Raw genomic sequence first — 15,152 nt, forward strand, 5'->3', positions numbered from 1 at the left:
AAAATTTTAAAGTGATCGATAAATATAAAAAGAGCATCTTTTACAGATGCTCTTTCTCATTGCTTAATACGTAAATGTAATTGTCGCTAATGAATAACCCGCCAATGCACTGTAAGGCGCTACTTGATAAGACACACGCTTTGCACCTTTTGGCCAATTTATTTCATTTAATACTTTCTTTATATCTTGCATCGTCCCATCCATGGACTGCTTATATCGTACTTCTACTTTTTCTGGTTTAGCTGCAAACTGTTGCTGCAACTTTTGCTTAAATTCATTATAATTTTCTGCTCCGTATTCTGCAGATAAGTATTGTAAATTTGTTTCTTTTAACATCTGCTCATATACGACAGTTTTTGAGCTACCAGCTTTTATTTTATTTGTTAATTCACCAAAATAACTTGTAGTTGCCGCTGGATATTTGCTACGATCCCATTCATGATCTTTACTTAACTGTTCGTCAGACATATTAAAATATGAGTAAGTTGCACGCCCTGCTTTATCTGGTACTGGATCATCAAATGTAGTATCTAGGTGATACCATTTGTTTTCAATGTTCACTAAATTCCACGCGTGAGCTTGTCCGTTTCCTGTGCCTGTTACAATATGATTTTGAATACCTGCCTCTTTTAACAACTCATACGTCAATAATGTATATCCTTGGCAAACGGCAGAACGATTCGCTAATGCTTCATATGCTGTATACGCTTGATAAGACGTATCATAAGACACATGCTTAACAACGTAATCGTGAATAGCTTTTACTTTCTCATGCTCATCCATCCCTGGTTTTACAATTGATCCAACAATTGATTTCGCCTGAGCTTTTACATATTGAGTTTGTTCTTTTGATTCACGGTATTTTACTTGCAGTGTAAACGTATAGTCCCCTGGCATTCCTTTAATGGAATATCTAGTAGACGCTACATTATATTTTACATACTCATCAGCATCTACAATTTTATTAAACTCACCATACAATTGATCCATAATATTTCTAGCATTTCTATCTTTTGTTTTATATGTGATTGTAATATTTTCTTCTCGATTATCAATCTGTTTTTTTAATTCTTTTCTGAAATCATCTAATAACTTTACATCTGATTGTGCTGTCACTGTAGTCGGATTTGTAGCTGCATAAGATACAGATGACGCTTGTAAGCCTCCCATTACTATAGTTGAACAAAGTGCGGCAGCTGTCACATACTTACTTGTCTTTCCCATCTTGTCACTCCTTATATTCTATAACTATACGAAAAAGTATCGTATAGTTTCAGAGTATACAATACTTTTTCGTATAGGTCATATGAGATTATGCATATTAACTAATTCACATAAAAAGGTTGTTCTTTTAAAAAGAACAACCTTTTTTCATTAGCATGTTTGTAATACGCAGCATGTATTTTCAAAACGTTGATTTTTCAAATCTTCATTACTAATACAGAAATATAGCATCCCTAGTTCTCCCCAAACCATATTACAATTTTTATGATCTGAATCAATTTGGAATAAAAGAGTCATTTGCTGCGGGTCTACTCCCATATATTCTCCCGTCTCATATAACACTTCTTCTTGTACAGAGAATGGCTCACCAAACATTTGATGGTTATCGTAGTTATCCGGAATTAGCTCTTCAAGTAATTGCAAGAAACGATCTGAATCAGCCTCATCTTCAATGAAAAGTTCTGGTAATTTGTATGTCAGTTCAAAAGTAATTGCACACTGGTTATATTTCGCTTGTACTTCATTTCCTCTTCGTAATTGCTCTACAGGAACATCATAATAAAGTACACGCCCAGCCTCTGTTAGCTTCACATTTTCTTCAAAATAATTTTCAATGCAAAAGAAATACAGCATCCCCGTCTTAGGAAGATTGTGATCCATACCAACGTTTTGTAAATCACTTAAGTTAAATTGCGCGATAAATTGTAGTGGATTTCCTTTATGCTTTGGATATTCAAATAAAGCTGGTAAATCAGGAACTCCTCCCATTTTCGAACTACCTATCGCAACAGTTTCCTGCTGCTTTGGCACAACTTTTATACAAGGAAATACAGTATTAATAAGTTCCTCTTTCAAGTGTGTTAGTTCATATTTATCAATTAATACTTCAATTTTTTTATTCATAAATTCTCCTTACATTTACATACTTATTTATATCATAGTACAAAGATTATACTTCATTCTTTACAAAATCAACAAGCCTTCAAAAACGGGCTTATCCTTCGTACGCGAACAAGTTTAAAAAAGCATACTATACATTGTTCCTACAAACACGATAGTTCTTTAGTTCTTCCAGTACATTTTCCCCTCGTTCATTTTTATTTTTAATATAAGGAGGAATTCCACATGGGTTACGGATATAGTTGCGGCGGTTACGGTTACGGCGGTAGCTGTGGTGGTTGTGGTTACGGAGGTTTCGCTTTATTAATCGTTTTATTCATCCTTCTAATCATCATCGGAGCTAGCTGTTGGGGCGGCTTTGTAGGCTGCTAGTAAACTTAAAAACCATTGTAAAAAAGCACGTACAATACGTGCTTTTTTGCCATTTCCAAATCTTTTATTTGAAAGGAAGTATGTTTAATGAAGATTGATGGTGTTTTTGAAGGAGGCGGTGTGCGCGGTATTGCGCATGTTGGGGCAATTTGCGCGTTAGCCGAAAAAGGTTATGAATGGGAACGTGTAGCTGGAACATCAGCTGGTGCAATTATCGCGGCACTTTTAGCTGCAGGATATTCTTGTTCAGAGCTAAAAACCATTATAACTGATATCGATTATAACAAATTTACGAAGAAAACCTTTATTGACAAAATCCCCTTTATCGGAAAAGGACTAAGTGCATGGACTACTCTAGGTATATACTCTAATGTATTTATAGAAGAATGGATTGAAGAATTACTTCGAAAAAAAGGTGTTCATTTATTTACTGATTTACCGGATCTAAACAAACTCAAAATCATCGCTTCTGATATTAGTAATGGTAAAATGGTTGTCTTTCCTGACGACTTACCAAACTACGGATTTTTAAATTATCGCTTCTCTATCGCTAAAGCGGTAAGAATGAGTAGTACAATCCCCTTCTTCTTTGAACCCGTAAAATGGAGAACTCCAAAATGGAAGCAGCCTTGTTATATGGTTGACGGAGGAATTCTAAGTAATTATCCAATTTGGATCTTCGATTCACCTACCGCTCCTCGCTGGCCGACTTTCGGATTTCATTTTGTAAAAGATGAGATTCAAGCTGACCCTGCTCACTATAACGAGCCTATTTCCATGTTCAAAGGACTATTTAAAACAATGATGCAAGCTCATGATTTACGTCATTTAGATAAGGAATCAAAAGCAAGAACGATTACAATTCCAACAGGAACGATTACAAGTACTAATTTTGAACTGACGAAGGAAGAAAAAGACTGGCTTTACAATTCTGGTTATAACTCTGCTAATAAATTTTTACAAGCTTGGAACTTTAGGCAATATATTGATGAGTATAGAAAAGGTAATCAAGACCGAAAGACAAATCGATTTTTTCGTCAACTTGACTCATAATATTATTACTTTGCGTATAAATACGAGAACGTTTAACAACTTAATAGTAAATAAGCCTAGTAAATTCTTATATTACTAGACTTATTTACTTCCTATATAATCTCATACATTGTTTAAGGATACGTTAAGCCTTCGGCTTCTTCTGCAGTTATAACTATGTAACGATTTCCCGTTCTTAATCCTAACAGTTCTGCTTTTTCAATCGCCTCTTGCTTCGTCTCCGCATAAGCAGCTAAATATTTTTCTCCATTGATCATTTGGCAAATTACATATTGTTTCATTACTTTCTCCTCTTACTTTTTCATTAGTTGTGCAAGTTTTTTTATACCTATTTCAATTTCTTCTAACGTTGCGTATGAATACGATAGGCGCAAAAATTGATTTGCACTTCTATCATATAAAGTACCTGGGTTTAATAAAACCTTTTCTTGCAGAGCTTTATCAAATAAACTGCGATATGAAATGGGTACTTTTATATGTACCCATATATAAAACCCGCCTGTTGGTTCATGCCAAGTTGCTATTTCACGAAGATATTTATCTAACATTAGTAACATAAAATCTCTTCGTTTTTTCAATTCACTTCTTACAAATCGCAAATGCTCATCATATAGACCATTTGTAAACCACTCTGCTGCAATTTGCTGGGATATAGTGCTTGAACCATAATCTGTTTGCATCTTTATGTCTGACAATCTTTGAATTACTGGCTCAGGTCCAACAATCCATCCAATTCTTAAACCTGGACTAATGACTTTGGACATGCTTCCAATATGTAGTACGATTCCATTTTTATCATAGGCTTTTAAAGGTTTCGAACAAGGTGCATCAAACCATAAGTCTTGATACACTGCGTCCTCTATAATAGGTAATCCAATTTCATTACATATTTCCATCACTTCTATTCGTTTCTTCGCATTCATACTAAAGTTCGTTGGATTATGAAAAGACGGGATTGTATATAAAATAGAGGCATTAAATTGCTTCTTATATTTTGTAATATATGATGCATTTAAACCGTTCTCATCCATTGGTATTCCAATGAAACGCATTCCTGCGGATTGAAAAACATTAAGCGAATATAAATAGGATGGTTTTTCTAATAAGATGGATGCGCCTTTTGGAAGAAGCCCCATAGAGATAAGTTGCAGCGCTTGAATTGCTCCTGAAACAATTAATATAGAGTCAGGAGATACATATACACCATGCCCCTTTAAGTATTCGGAAATCTTTTCCCTTAAATAAAAATTTCCTTTTGGCTCTTCATACCCAAGCGTCACATTTGACTTTAAAAGCTTATTCATAATTTCTTTCATCTTTTTCTCAGGTAAGAGACTCGGCGCGAGCTCACCTGTTCCTAATCGAATTACATGTGGATAAAATTCAGCTTGATTAATCTCCTGAATAGCTGGGAGATTCGGATAATGAAGTCCTGTTTCTACATAAGACTGCCAATTAGGCGGGGGTGCGTAAGTTGAAACATTCTCATTATTATTTACAACAATTGTTCCTTTCCTGCCATTCCCTTCAATGTATCCCTTTGCAACTAGTTCATCGAAAGCCATTACAATTGTGCTTCGATTCACACCAAATGTATGGGCCAAATCTCTTTGTGAAGGTAATTTCGTTCCAACGGTCCATTCTCCATTAACGATCTTTTCTTTTATATACGTTTCTATTTGTTTATACAGCGGCGTCGCTAGAGACATATCCGGTTTCCAAACGAATCTTTCCATCATATCACCTTATATTCTTTTTGGTTGGTAACCTCCCCAACCATATGGATGGATACAAATTTTCATTTCTTCTATACAATATACACTATCATAATGAATTAAAATAGGAGGTAATATGATGAGTGAAGCAATTATTCATGGTATCATTCTTGCATTTGGACTTATCATTCCATTAGGTGTACAAAATGTTTTTGTCTTTAACCAAGGTGCGAGCCAACCAAACATTTGGAGGGCAGCCCCTGTAGTATTAACTGCCTCTATATGTGATACGTTACTCATATTGATTGCAGTGCAAGGTGTCTCCCTTGTACTCCTTACTTTTTCTTGGCTAACTAACTCATTATATATAATTGGATTTTTCTTTCTCCTATACATGGGCTTTGTTATTTGGAGAAGTAATCCTTCCAACGATGTAAAACAAGAAAAAAGTATGCCCTTAAAAAAGCAAATCCTTTTCGCAGCATCAGTTTCGTTATTAAATCCACATGCTATTTTAGACACAATCGGTGTAATTGGAACAAATTCTATTCAATACATAGGAAGTGAAAAATGGGCTTTCACACTTGCAACTATTATCGTTTCTTGGATTTGGTTTATAAGCTTAGCTTTAGCGGGGAAATTTCTAAAAAGACTAGACTCAACTGGAAAGACAATTTTATTATTAAATAAATTTTCTGGCCTCATCATATGGGGTGTCGCACTTTATATGTTAAAACAAGTTATTTATTCTTAATGAACGAAAGAGAATTGCATGTTTCTCAAAACATCATGCAATTCTCTTACAAATTATGAAGTAGGTTCCGGTTTCTGTTTTACCGCCTTTGCATCCTTTGCTGGTTTAATCCAAATGATTGCTATGACAGCACCAATGGCAGCGAAAATACTTGTCAAATAAAACACTTCATGGTCCGCCCCTTTCATGAAAAAAGAATATAAAGGTGGTCCAGCTGCTACACCGATAAATCGCATTGAACTGTAAAATGACGTAACCGTTCCCCTTTGCTCCTTTTCAATTCCTTGTGTAATGAGGGCATCTAAACATGGGAGTGCCATACCAATCCCTATCCCCATAATAACGAGACAAAGAAGTAGTAAATAAATCCCTTTTATAAATAAAGGAATGATGACTGATGCAGCTGCCATTAAAAAACCAATATAAATACACTTCTTCATAACATTTTGATTATCTCCAATTTTTTTACCGGCCATATATGAACTAAGTGACAGTACAAGTAACGGAATAGCAAGCACACACCCTTTCCATATACCATGAATGTCATACTTTGATTCCAGTATAGTCGACAAATAAAAGAGAATTCCGAATAAAATAAGCATAATAATTGCACCTAATGCAAAAATGGCAATTAACCATCTTCCTTTTTCTCGAAACGTAGACAGAATAGATTTTATAAACTCTTTAAGTGGTGGGACTTCTCCTTCTTGTTTCTTTGCCTTTACTAGAACAAGTAATAAAACAATTGATACTACGCATAAAATTGGAATCGCCCAAAATGGTAAGAACCATACAACGGCAGCAAGAGCAGACCCTAAAATAGGGCTCAGTACTTTCCCAAATGTATTGGATGTTTCTATGATTCCTAAACCTGTACTAACTTGTTTTTCGTCTTTGTATAAATCACCAACACACGGTATAACAACTGGCATTGCACCAGCAGCACCAATACCTTGAATCGCTCTACCAATCAATATCCAATTGTAGGGATTATCAACTTTCCAAGATACCCAACCAGTTATCGCTCCTCCTATAGCTGCAATCAGCAAACTCGGAACCATTACCATCTTTCGTCCCCATCTATCTGATAAATAACCAGCAATCGGTATAAGTAGAATAGCTACGATAGAGTAAATTGTAATAATCATGGATACTTGAAACGATGAAATATGTAATTTCTTTTCAATAGTCGGCAGAATTGGGATGAGCATTGAATTCCCTAATGTCATAACAAGTGGAACTGATGCAAGCGCAATTAAACAACAGTTTTCTTTTTTTAACATGTTGGCTTCGAAACCTTTCATCATATATTTCTTACCATATAATAGCCCCGCTGGAACGTAACTTTTCATTCCACCAGGGCTATTACATCTTTACTACTTCCCATTCACAACAAAAGAAATTGGGGAAATTATAGTATTATTCCTATTCTTTGAATCCAGTTCACAATATATCCATACCAATTAATTGAAAAAAAAAGAAAGGAAGAATCCTTCCTTTCTCCTATAACCTTCTACAATTAGCGAGTATATCCGCCACCAAGTTGTTGTTCTGCCATCGCTACAAGGCGTTTTGTAATTTCACCGCCTACAGAACCGTTTGCACGTGAAGAAGTATCAGCGCCAAGTTGTACACCAAACTCTTGTGCAATTTCATATTTCATTTGATCTAAAGCTGCTTGTGCTCCATGTGATGCTAATTGATTAGAATTACGATTTCTAGCCATTACCAATCACCTCCTTATTTATATATAAATTGTGTTAAATTCAAATTAAAATACATGGAAATTTTTGGTTATTTTTTACCATAAAAAAAGAGCCTCTAAAACGAGACTCTCACATCATTTCACATTACGAAGTTACTACTTCTAATTTTCTATTTATTAATACTTTCATTTCTTCTTTTAATATCTCTTTTGAATTATGTCCAAACCATTCTAAGGAAGCAAAAAGATCCGTACCTCTCACTTCCTGAATAATCTCATCATAATTTACAATACCTTCAAATAACGGAACCATACCAATACGACTTCCTGCTGCAGCATATACATTGTTAGGTTCAAACACATGCAAATAATCCGCTGAAGATATATTCTTAAAATGGTAATGTAGTGTCCACGGCTTTAATCGATGGAAACTGTCTATTGGATCTGCGCCAGACTCCCATATATGAAGAAAATCAAGATTTATTTTTAAATTCGGATGATTTACTTCTTCTAATAGTTCTATAGTAGAAGGCAATGTGTCCGTTAGTGTATTGGGATGTGTTTCTAACAGCACATACATATTGTGCTGAGCAAACACATCACAAATCTTACGTATTCGCTTCACATACTCTTTTCTCTCTTGTTCCGAGAAGTCCTTGCTCCCTTTTTGCCCAGCAAACGTGCGAATTTTATTCGTATTAAACCAATTAGCTAGTACTACAAGTTGTTCACTTTTCTCTATCGTTTTTTCAAAATCTGCTGATAATGATATATCTAAGTAATCACTTATCATCGTAATTTCTAAGTTTTTATCCTTTAGAAAAGTCAATTCTCGTTCTGTCGTTTCGCGTTCTTGTATATACAAATTTTGTGCATGAGTCCCCCACAATTCAATTCCTTCAAAACCGTTTTCATATGCAAATTGAACAATATCAGTAAATGAAATTAATTGATGACGAAATGAAATGGTACATAGCGAATATTTCATAGCATTAAACTCCCCTATCTTAAATTCAGTTAGCTTATTAAAAAGTTGCGACAGACTGATTTGTTTTCATACCTTTCCATGATAGAAACTGTCTCTCTAATTCCTTCTTAATTTGCAGTTCAATTGCATTCATTTCATCCAGTTTTTCAATAATCGATACTAGCATACCTTTATTATTCGTCATTGCCATTTTAATTGCACGATACTGTACATTTGTAAATCCTTGTACAATATCCTCTACCCGATCACACCAATAATCAAATTCTTGCTCCGAATATTGCAACGTTTCACGGAAGTATGCAAAGGCATGCTCATAACTATATTTACGAATTGCAAGTACTGGTATTTGTTTTACTGCTGCTACAAGTCCAGAAAGCGCATATCCTTCTTCCTCATTTGCCATTTTTACAATTAAATTTTTCAGCTCCATAGTCAGTTCATTGTCGTTCTTTTTGAATGTTTTTGTGAAATAACTAGCTACTGTTTCTTGCGTTGGCTCCCCAATTCCTTCTATATCAATAAAATACCCTCCACCAAATGGGTTATCTTGAATAGAGTGAAGTACTTTTTCTCTTTCCATATTTCCTTCCCAACGAAAATCAGGATCTAGCATGAACCACTCTTCTTCTTTCTCTGTTTTTGATATCATTAAATAATGTGGAAACGGTTTTTGATGAAATTTATTTTCCCTCTCTGGTAATAGAGACATATCAACCATTACAATGACATAACGATTTTCCGGCTTGTTTTCTACTAATTCTAAAAACGTTTCTACATTGCTATCTTTATCTTTTGCATGATCATACCATTCGTTTACTTTAATACCGTACAATTTTTCAAACCAAAGTAAATAATGATCATGGTTAATGTTTTCAGAGTGATATGAAATAATTCCGCCTTCTGTTATATCAAAATCTCCATCCCATAGTCCAAAATAAAATGGACGAAAATCAATGTCGCTACGCCTTTTTATAATTTCACAAAAACAACTCACTAAACAGTGCACTTTAATTGAAGTCATACTCTCATCCACTTTCCTAAAGGTTAGTTATTCACATTTATTTCCTGTAACTCCTCCATAAAATCAAGCAAAGATCCTACAGTAAGAAATGCCTTTGGATCTACCTCATCCTCTGGAACGCATAGCTTTACATCCATTTCTATGTATACAATAAGCTGTAACATCATTACCGAATCTATATATAAATCTTGATTTAAGCGCATCGTTTCTTCTAAATGCGTTACATTTTTTAGTTCCATTTTTTCAATCATAATTTTTAACACGGCATTCTTTAACGCTTCCCGTCTCATGTTGTAACCTCTCCCATCTCTAGTAACTTTCTACTTACTTTTCCAGTTTTATTTTTAGGAATTTCATTTACACTTTCAATTTCATGGGGAACTTTATAAGAAGGTAAGTGCTGAATACACCATTCTCTTATTTGTACTGGATCAACATGAGAGATCACTTTCGCTTTAACTATTTCGCCCATGACAGGATGTTTCCCTCGATATACAATTGCCTCTTGAACACCTTCCAATCGAAGCATCGTTTCTTCTACCTCTATAGGAAAGACTTTTAATCCCGAAACATTAATTACATCGTCCATACGCCCCATAAAATGAATGCCACGCTCAGATTTATACCCTAAATCTTTCGTGAAGATTTCCTTATCATTCATTTTCACGACGATTTCTTCCGGTGCATTTTCATCTGAACCTATGCTTATACTCGCATGAGGTAGAGGGTTTCCTAAATCTAAATGGCTCTTCATATCATGACATATACTAATACAACCTGCTTCAGAACAACCATATTGCTGCATCATATATGTTGTCATTTCTTTTAGTTTATAAAATAGTGCTTCTGGCAAAGGCGATCCTGATGTCATAATTTTATGAAACTGGAACGTTCCTAATGGAAAACTCCCCATAATGTGTAACATAAGTGGTACTGCATATATAATATGTTTTTCTGTATTGCGAACTATATTTAATGCGAATTTAGGATTTTTATTCGTAATGATTACAGGCTGGCTCCCCCTCGTAATTGCTGATAAAGTACCACATATTAGTCCGTATGAATGTGAAACAGGAGCCATAACGATTGGCACTTCATCTACTTCACAGTTTAAAGCTTCATTATAAGCGGTAATTTCCGTATCAACTTCCGTCCATGCTCTACGAATTAGTTTCGGTTCCCCTGTAGTTCCAGAACTATATTGCAGTAAAGAAGGCTCTTCTAGTAAAAAGTTCCCTACTTCTAATTTTGTACAATCGCCATATTCTCCATATAAAATTCCTACACAATTTGCACGCTTTGCCATTTCAATAGCTGTTTCTTTTGGTGTATCTTCATGTATAAGTAATACTGATGATTTCTTTTCTTTTAAGAAAAACACAATCGTAATAATATCGAATGGATCTTTCAGACAAAGTGCAAATCTATTTCCTTCTGCTTCTTTAAATTGTTCCATTTCCTCATAAACTTGTAATCTCGATTCAAAATCACTTTTGCTATACTCTTGTTTATTAACGATTAGCATAATTTCCCCCTGTAACAGCTGATTTTTGTTTCATAAGTTGTCTTACTCTATACAATGGATTTGGAACTTCATGAACAAGCGATTCCAGATCCATATATAATCGACGTTTCGTTAATTGTTCAGCATAGAATGTAGGTGCATATAATTGAATATTTTCAAATCTACCTTTCAAATGTGGATATATTCTTAAATGATTTTCAATTTCTTCAACAACCATCATCCAAAAATGTTCTTCTTTCAATCCATATTCATCCGCAAGTACGAATGCTAATTCTCCTAAATTAAACAGGAATAGTGCATCTAACACCATCTCTTGCAAACATTCAATGCGATCCATTTCAAAGAAATCATTCATTTTTCCATTCGCATATGTTTTATGCATTTTAGTAAAGTCGGGACATTTGTCAACCGTTTTCAAATATGGACGATAAAACTCAAGCCCTTCATGAAAATCCTTTAACGCAATACGAACAGGCACCCCTTCTTTATGGACTAGAATCATATTTTGTCCATGTGATTCCAGTGCGATGCCATGCTCTACAACAAGATGTATAACTGGTATTATCGCTTTTTGAATAAGTAATTGTAGCCAATCCTTCATTCCATATTTATTCAACCACGCATCAATAATTGGTGTACCATTTTTCTCTTTAGCGTATAAACCATTAAAAGGAATTGCATCTTCTTGTGCATCTAAATACTTATGAATGCTTTCGCGCCAAATACATCCTAATGAACCATATATAGCTTTCTTATTCGTGTCATACGTTACACTGGAAAACTCATTTAACAAGATTAAACGTGCTTCATCCATTAAATAGGCGTCATTACTTACAACATCATTTAACCAATTTGATATTGCTGGTGCACTCACAACAGAGTATGGTTTCAGCGTACGAAGTGTTGAAGTGTTGAGTAAATTCATCGATAATTTAACGTACGGTTTCTTTGGACTCGTAATATTTCTTAATGTTCTCATTGACTGTTGCGCGCAATAATCGTCCTCAGATGTTCCTAAATAAATAATAAATTTCCCCTGTATATGATCCGCATAATTTGAAATGATGAAATTCACCCACTGCCATGGGTGAACAGGTATAAACACGTACTGTTTTGGATTACATCCCTTATTACGAATTCGTTCCATAAACTCTTCTAATTTACGATCGCCAATCTCCTCTTTTAAAAGGTTGTTATACATCACTTCATTCTCATAACCTACAGTCGCATAATTCTTATGCGCTGCAATCCATATGAGTTTTATTGGCTGCATAAATTCATAACCATATTGAAAATTGTCACGATATTGAAATCCAACACGTGCTTTATAACTAGGATGATATGGATGGCCGTCTATTAAATGGCTTTCAAACTTATCGTAAGATTTTTGAGTATATTCTCTCTTATTATTTCTTTCATATTGTGCAATCGTGTCTTTAAATATTGTTTGTTCTAATTCGTGTATAAAAGAATCTAATTTAGCTTGTTCTACACTAGTAACCCGAAAAACTTCTTCTAGAAATTGCGAGACAGATTGTATTTCTTGCTGTTCATCTTGAACTCTTACTATTAATGAGTCTAACGAAATACGTCCAAATGTCATCCGTTCCCTGCCATAGCATTTGTACGTGACACTTTTGCCTTCTTCATCAAGTCCTTGTATTAGAAAAAGAAGTTGTTCTTCTTTTTCTATGCGAACCGGTGTAATAATCCCCTCATAAATTAACGATTCTACTAATTGACGTAGCACTCTTCTTCGTACTGAAATGTAATCTTCTGATTCGAGCGCCTTCAATACTTTCGTATGATACATGTCCACTCTCATAAAACCCTCCACCTTATGACAAAATACCATTATTTGTATTACGTGAAATTTTAACGTTATTTATGAACGAACAGCCACTTCTCTAACGAGTGGATTATGTACTTGCACATAAATAGCTTGCTCCAATGGATTACTTAACTCATCGACATCGAAAAATCTCGTTAGTAAATTTGCTTTACACGCTAACTTATCTTCGTCCTATAATTCTCTTAAAAATGTAGAAGGTTCCCGGTTATATGGAAGGAATGATTCAAGTACAGACCTTAATTCCGAGAGAAGAATTTCCTCCTTAATTAATCCTGCTGTGCCAAAACCATTAATGAGGCCAAACATATGATTGAAAATTAAGTAGTAACGAAATCTCTCATCCACAATATAGTCGTCATATAAATTTCCAGTACGTTCTCCAATACCAGCTAATTCATTATTAAGCATCTCTTTCATTGAATTACAGAAATAAAATCCTTGATTATCACGGAAATAATATTTGACCGGATAACCATCTTTTAGCTGAACAACGCTATTTTGCTGATGAGCTTCTAATGCAACACCATACTGTAAATACATCCATACCATTGGCTTTAAAGAAATATTCATATATCGTCTAAACCACTCTAAGCTTACTTCTTCACAGCTTTTACTTTCTAAATCTGCTAGGCGATGAATAATATTCGATAACCGCGTACGCTCCCCAGGTATAGCGTCTTGAACTAGCCCAGCAATTAATGTTGCGTCGTTTGCATGTTCGCTATAAAAAGGATTCTCACGAATAATCACTTCAAATCCAGATTCTTGTGTTCCATAATTTAATGTAATAAAGGCTGGATCACAAATAAAATCAAATCCTGGAAATCTTTCTCGTACTTCACCAATAGCCGTATTTAACATTTCCTTCCCTTCAAGACCACTCTCAAGTTCTTTCAGTTTATTAATACGCATTGAATTCGTTACTTTCACCGGAAATGAAAACTTAAGCATATACTTCGAATTGGGATGATATAGCGTCCTTAGTGATGATGTTGCCATATAATACTTACCTACAGGACCAATATACTCAAGCAATTCTTGAATTATCCAATCTTGTACGTAAGCTTGATGCAAGAGCCATTCTGCCTGAAGCGGATGAATTGGAATTAATGCATATTGATCTTCCTTACAGTACTTCGCTATAAATTCCTTACTAACCATCTCATCATTACTTAATTCTTCTTTTATAATCGTTGTTGTAGAATCTGATAATAATGATTTTTCATTTACTATACTTTTATGTGCCCGAAAATAATGAAGCTGACATTCCCCTTTTAATTCTGGAGAATACATTGCACTTTTCCAATCCAATATCCCCTGTCTACTCTTTGGTGTAGGATGAGTTAAATGCCCAAATAATAAAGACTGCTCCGCTTCTATAAAAGTTGTATGGAAACCGTATAATGCGGATGTATCTTCTATTCTCTCTTTTGTAAATTCCTCAATATTTTGACAACTACGGATAACTCGAAGCATAAGTTCCGCAGGATTCGTTCCTTCTCCGTAGTTGATCGACATCTCTTTTATTAAAAACGTAATAACTGTAACGTAATCTGCTGTAATAACAGAATTACTATCTCCAATTTGATAATAAAATTGTTCTCCAAACAAATGGCGATCTGTTGGTGATTTATATATAACTTCTCCATACAAAGTAACGTTCTGTGCCGATAGCCGACAACATAAATATGTGGGGACTGTATCTCTATTCAACGTATTACTGAAGATACTTTTCATTCTTTCATCCTCTGTAATCCATTCTCCACTCCCTGTTTCTCTTAAATAACAGTTTAAAAAGCTTTGTAATGTTGCATGTTCTGCGATTTGTTTCGCAAGCTGCATGTTGGTCCTCCTCTTTATATTAAAGCTATCGAAATTTTATATAATAAACGATAATTGAATGTCGTTATCAATTATGATTCTAATTGATAATAATATTCAATTCAAGAGTATATTTCAGAATTTTTTTATCTGATTTAATTTTCCTTGTTTTCCCCCTTTTCTTTAATCTAGTTAAAAATACACAAAAAAAATACTCAGCTT

14 protein-coding genes and 1 pseudogene are annotated in these 15,152 nt (G+C 34.5%); 3 read left to right on the plus strand and 12 right to left on the minus strand.

Annotated features, from left to right (window positions below; genetic code table 11):
- Positions 1 to 63 precede the first annotated feature (63 nt).
- Positions 64 to 1,224 (minus strand): transglutaminase domain-containing protein, encoded by a 1,161-nt coding sequence (locus EBQ15_RS24325; RefSeq protein ID WP_000520859.1) that lies wholly within the window; start codon positions 1,222 to 1,224, stop codon positions 64 to 66.
- 150 nt (positions 1,225 to 1,374) lie between these two features.
- Positions 1,375 to 2,127 carry a YwqG family protein gene (locus tag EBQ15_RS24330; protein ID WP_001034836.1) on the minus strand — a complete coding sequence of 251 codons (753 nt, stop codon included), beginning with the start codon at positions 2,125 to 2,127 and terminating at the stop codon, positions 1,375 to 1,377.
- A 222-nt stretch (positions 2,128 to 2,349) separates the two neighbouring features.
- On the opposite strand from EBQ15_RS24330, the gene EBQ15_RS24335 reads away from it, so the two are divergent.
- Positions 2,350 to 2,496: a YjcZ family sporulation protein gene (locus tag EBQ15_RS24335; RefSeq protein ID WP_000540425.1), complete on the plus strand. Its 147-nt coding sequence runs from the start codon at positions 2,350 to 2,352 to the stop codon at positions 2,494 to 2,496.
- A gap of 87 nt (positions 2,497 to 2,583) precedes the next feature.
- Positions 2,584 to 3,549 carry a patatin-like phospholipase family protein gene (locus EBQ15_RS24340; protein WP_000686789.1) on the plus strand — a complete coding sequence of 322 codons (966 nt, stop codon included), beginning with the start codon at positions 2,584 to 2,586 and terminating at the stop codon, positions 3,547 to 3,549.
- Between the two features lie 113 nt (positions 3,550 to 3,662).
- On the opposite strand, the gene EBQ15_RS24345 is transcribed toward EBQ15_RS24340, so the two are convergent.
- Complete coding sequence (locus tag EBQ15_RS24345) at positions 3,663 to 3,830, minus strand: DUF3933 family protein (RefSeq protein ID WP_000816389.1); 168 nt, start codon at positions 3,828 to 3,830, stop codon at positions 3,663 to 3,665.
- A gap of 12 nt (positions 3,831 to 3,842) precedes the next feature.
- A complete protein-coding gene (locus EBQ15_RS24350) occupies positions 3,843 to 5,285 on the minus strand; it encodes an aminotransferase-like domain-containing protein (protein ID WP_000439397.1) in 1,443 nt (480 codons plus the stop codon).
- Between the two features lie 118 nt (positions 5,286 to 5,403).
- Between EBQ15_RS24350 and EBQ15_RS24355 the strand changes: the two genes are divergently transcribed.
- A complete protein-coding gene (locus EBQ15_RS24355) occupies positions 5,404 to 6,018 on the plus strand; it encodes a LysE/ArgO family amino acid transporter (RefSeq protein ID WP_001287303.1) in 615 nt (204 codons plus the stop codon).
- Positions 6,019 to 6,071: 53 nt separating this feature from the next.
- Here the strand turns inward: EBQ15_RS24355 and bcbE are convergent, their stop codons facing one another.
- The 8 genes and pseudogenes from bcbE to EBQ15_RS24395 all read right to left on the minus strand — a co-directional run bounded on the left by bcbE (position 6,072) and on the right by EBQ15_RS24395 (position 14,951).
- Positions 6,072 to 7,301, minus strand: a complete 1,230-nt coding sequence (gene bcbE, locus EBQ15_RS24360) for a bacillibactin exporter BcbE (protein ID WP_033667350.1) — start codon at positions 7,299 to 7,301, stop codon at positions 6,072 to 6,074.
- A gap of 236 nt (positions 7,302 to 7,537) precedes the next feature.
- The gene (locus tag EBQ15_RS24365) at positions 7,538 to 7,744 is read right to left on the minus strand and encodes an alpha/beta-type small acid-soluble spore protein (protein ID WP_000113545.1); all 207 of its coding nucleotides are present in this window, start codon (positions 7,742 to 7,744) and stop codon (positions 7,538 to 7,540) included.
- A gap of 124 nt (positions 7,745 to 7,868) precedes the next feature.
- Positions 7,869 to 8,711, minus strand: a complete 843-nt coding sequence (locus tag EBQ15_RS24370; RefSeq protein WP_000877672.1) for a sugar phosphate isomerase/epimerase family protein — start codon at positions 8,709 to 8,711, stop codon at positions 7,869 to 7,871.
- A 37-nt stretch (positions 8,712 to 8,748) separates the two neighbouring features.
- Positions 8,749 to 9,732 carry a DUF6005 family protein gene (locus tag EBQ15_RS24375; protein ID WP_000200706.1) on the minus strand — a complete coding sequence of 328 codons (984 nt, stop codon included), beginning with the start codon at positions 9,730 to 9,732 and terminating at the stop codon, positions 8,749 to 8,751.
- Positions 9,733 to 9,755: 23 nt separating this feature from the next.
- Positions 9,756 to 10,022 (minus strand): petrobactin biosynthesis protein AsbD, encoded by a 267-nt coding sequence (gene asbD, locus EBQ15_RS24380; RefSeq protein WP_001250561.1) that lies wholly within the window; start codon positions 10,020 to 10,022, stop codon positions 9,756 to 9,758.
- Positions 10,019 to 11,257, minus strand: coding sequence for an AMP-binding protein (locus EBQ15_RS24385; protein WP_000909578.1), 1,239 nt, complete (start codon positions 11,255 to 11,257; stop codon positions 10,019 to 10,021). Before EBQ15_RS24385 ends, asbD begins: the two co-directional genes overlap by 4 nt.
- Positions 11,244 to 13,082, minus strand: coding sequence for an IucA/IucC family protein (locus tag EBQ15_RS24390; RefSeq protein ID WP_001261837.1), 1,839 nt, complete (start codon positions 13,080 to 13,082; stop codon positions 11,244 to 11,246). Before EBQ15_RS24390 ends, EBQ15_RS24385 begins: the two co-directional genes overlap by 14 nt.
- Before the next feature lie 60 nt (positions 13,083 to 13,142).
- A pseudogene (locus EBQ15_RS24395) lies at positions 13,143 to 14,951 on the minus strand (IucA/IucC family protein).
- Positions 14,952 to 15,152: the final 201 nt, after the last annotated feature.

It is taken from the genome of Bacillus sp. 2D03 (assembly GCF_003946765.1).
Lineage (GTDB): Bacteria > Bacillota > Bacilli > Bacillales > Bacillaceae_G > Bacillus_A > Bacillus_A cereus.

Excerpts from the sequence above, each read along its gene's own strand:
- EBQ15_RS24325 (WP_000520859.1), bottom strand. The coding sequence starts at position 1,224 with ATGGGAAAGACAAGTAAGTATGTGACAGCTGCCGCACTTTGTTCAACT.
- EBQ15_RS24370 (WP_000877672.1), bottom strand. The coding sequence starts at position 8,711 with ATGAAATATTCGCTATGTACCATTTCATTTCGTCATCAATTAATTTCA.
- EBQ15_RS24350 (WP_000439397.1), bottom strand. The coding sequence starts at position 5,285 with ATGGAAAGATTCGTTTGGAAACCGGATATGTCTCTAGCGACGCCGCTG.
- EBQ15_RS24375 (WP_000200706.1), bottom strand. The coding sequence starts at position 9,732 with ATGACTTCAATTAAAGTGCACTGTTTAGTGAGTTGTTTTTGTGAAATT.
- EBQ15_RS24345 (WP_000816389.1), bottom strand. The coding sequence starts at position 3,830 with ATGAAACAATATGTAATTTGCCAAATGATCAATGGAGAAAAATATTTA.
- EBQ15_RS24390 (WP_001261837.1), bottom strand. The coding sequence starts at position 13,082 with ATGAGAGTGGACATGTATCATACGAAAGTATTGAAGGCGCTCGAATCA.
- EBQ15_RS24365 (WP_000113545.1), bottom strand. The coding sequence starts at position 7,744 with ATGGCTAGAAATCGTAATTCTAATCAATTAGCATCACATGGAGCACAA.
- EBQ15_RS24330 (WP_001034836.1), bottom strand. The coding sequence starts at position 2,127 with ATGAATAAAAAAATTGAAGTATTAATTGATAAATATGAACTAACACAC.
- EBQ15_RS24340 (WP_000686789.1), top strand. The coding sequence starts at position 2,584 with ATGAAGATTGATGGTGTTTTTGAAGGAGGCGGTGTGCGCGGTATTGCG.
- EBQ15_RS24355 (WP_001287303.1), top strand. The coding sequence starts at position 5,404 with ATGAGTGAAGCAATTATTCATGGTATCATTCTTGCATTTGGACTTATC.
- EBQ15_RS24335 (WP_000540425.1), top strand. The coding sequence starts at position 2,350 with ATGGGTTACGGATATAGTTGCGGCGGTTACGGTTACGGCGGTAGCTGT.
- bcbE (WP_033667350.1), bottom strand. The coding sequence starts at position 7,301 with ATGTTAAAAAAAGAAAACTGTTGTTTAATTGCGCTTGCATCAGTTCCA.
- asbD (WP_001250561.1), bottom strand. The coding sequence starts at position 10,022 with ATGAGACGGGAAGCGTTAAAGAATGCCGTGTTAAAAATTATGATTGAA.
- EBQ15_RS24385 (WP_000909578.1), bottom strand. The coding sequence starts at position 11,257 with ATGCTAATCGTTAATAAACAAGAGTATAGCAAAAGTGATTTTGAATCG.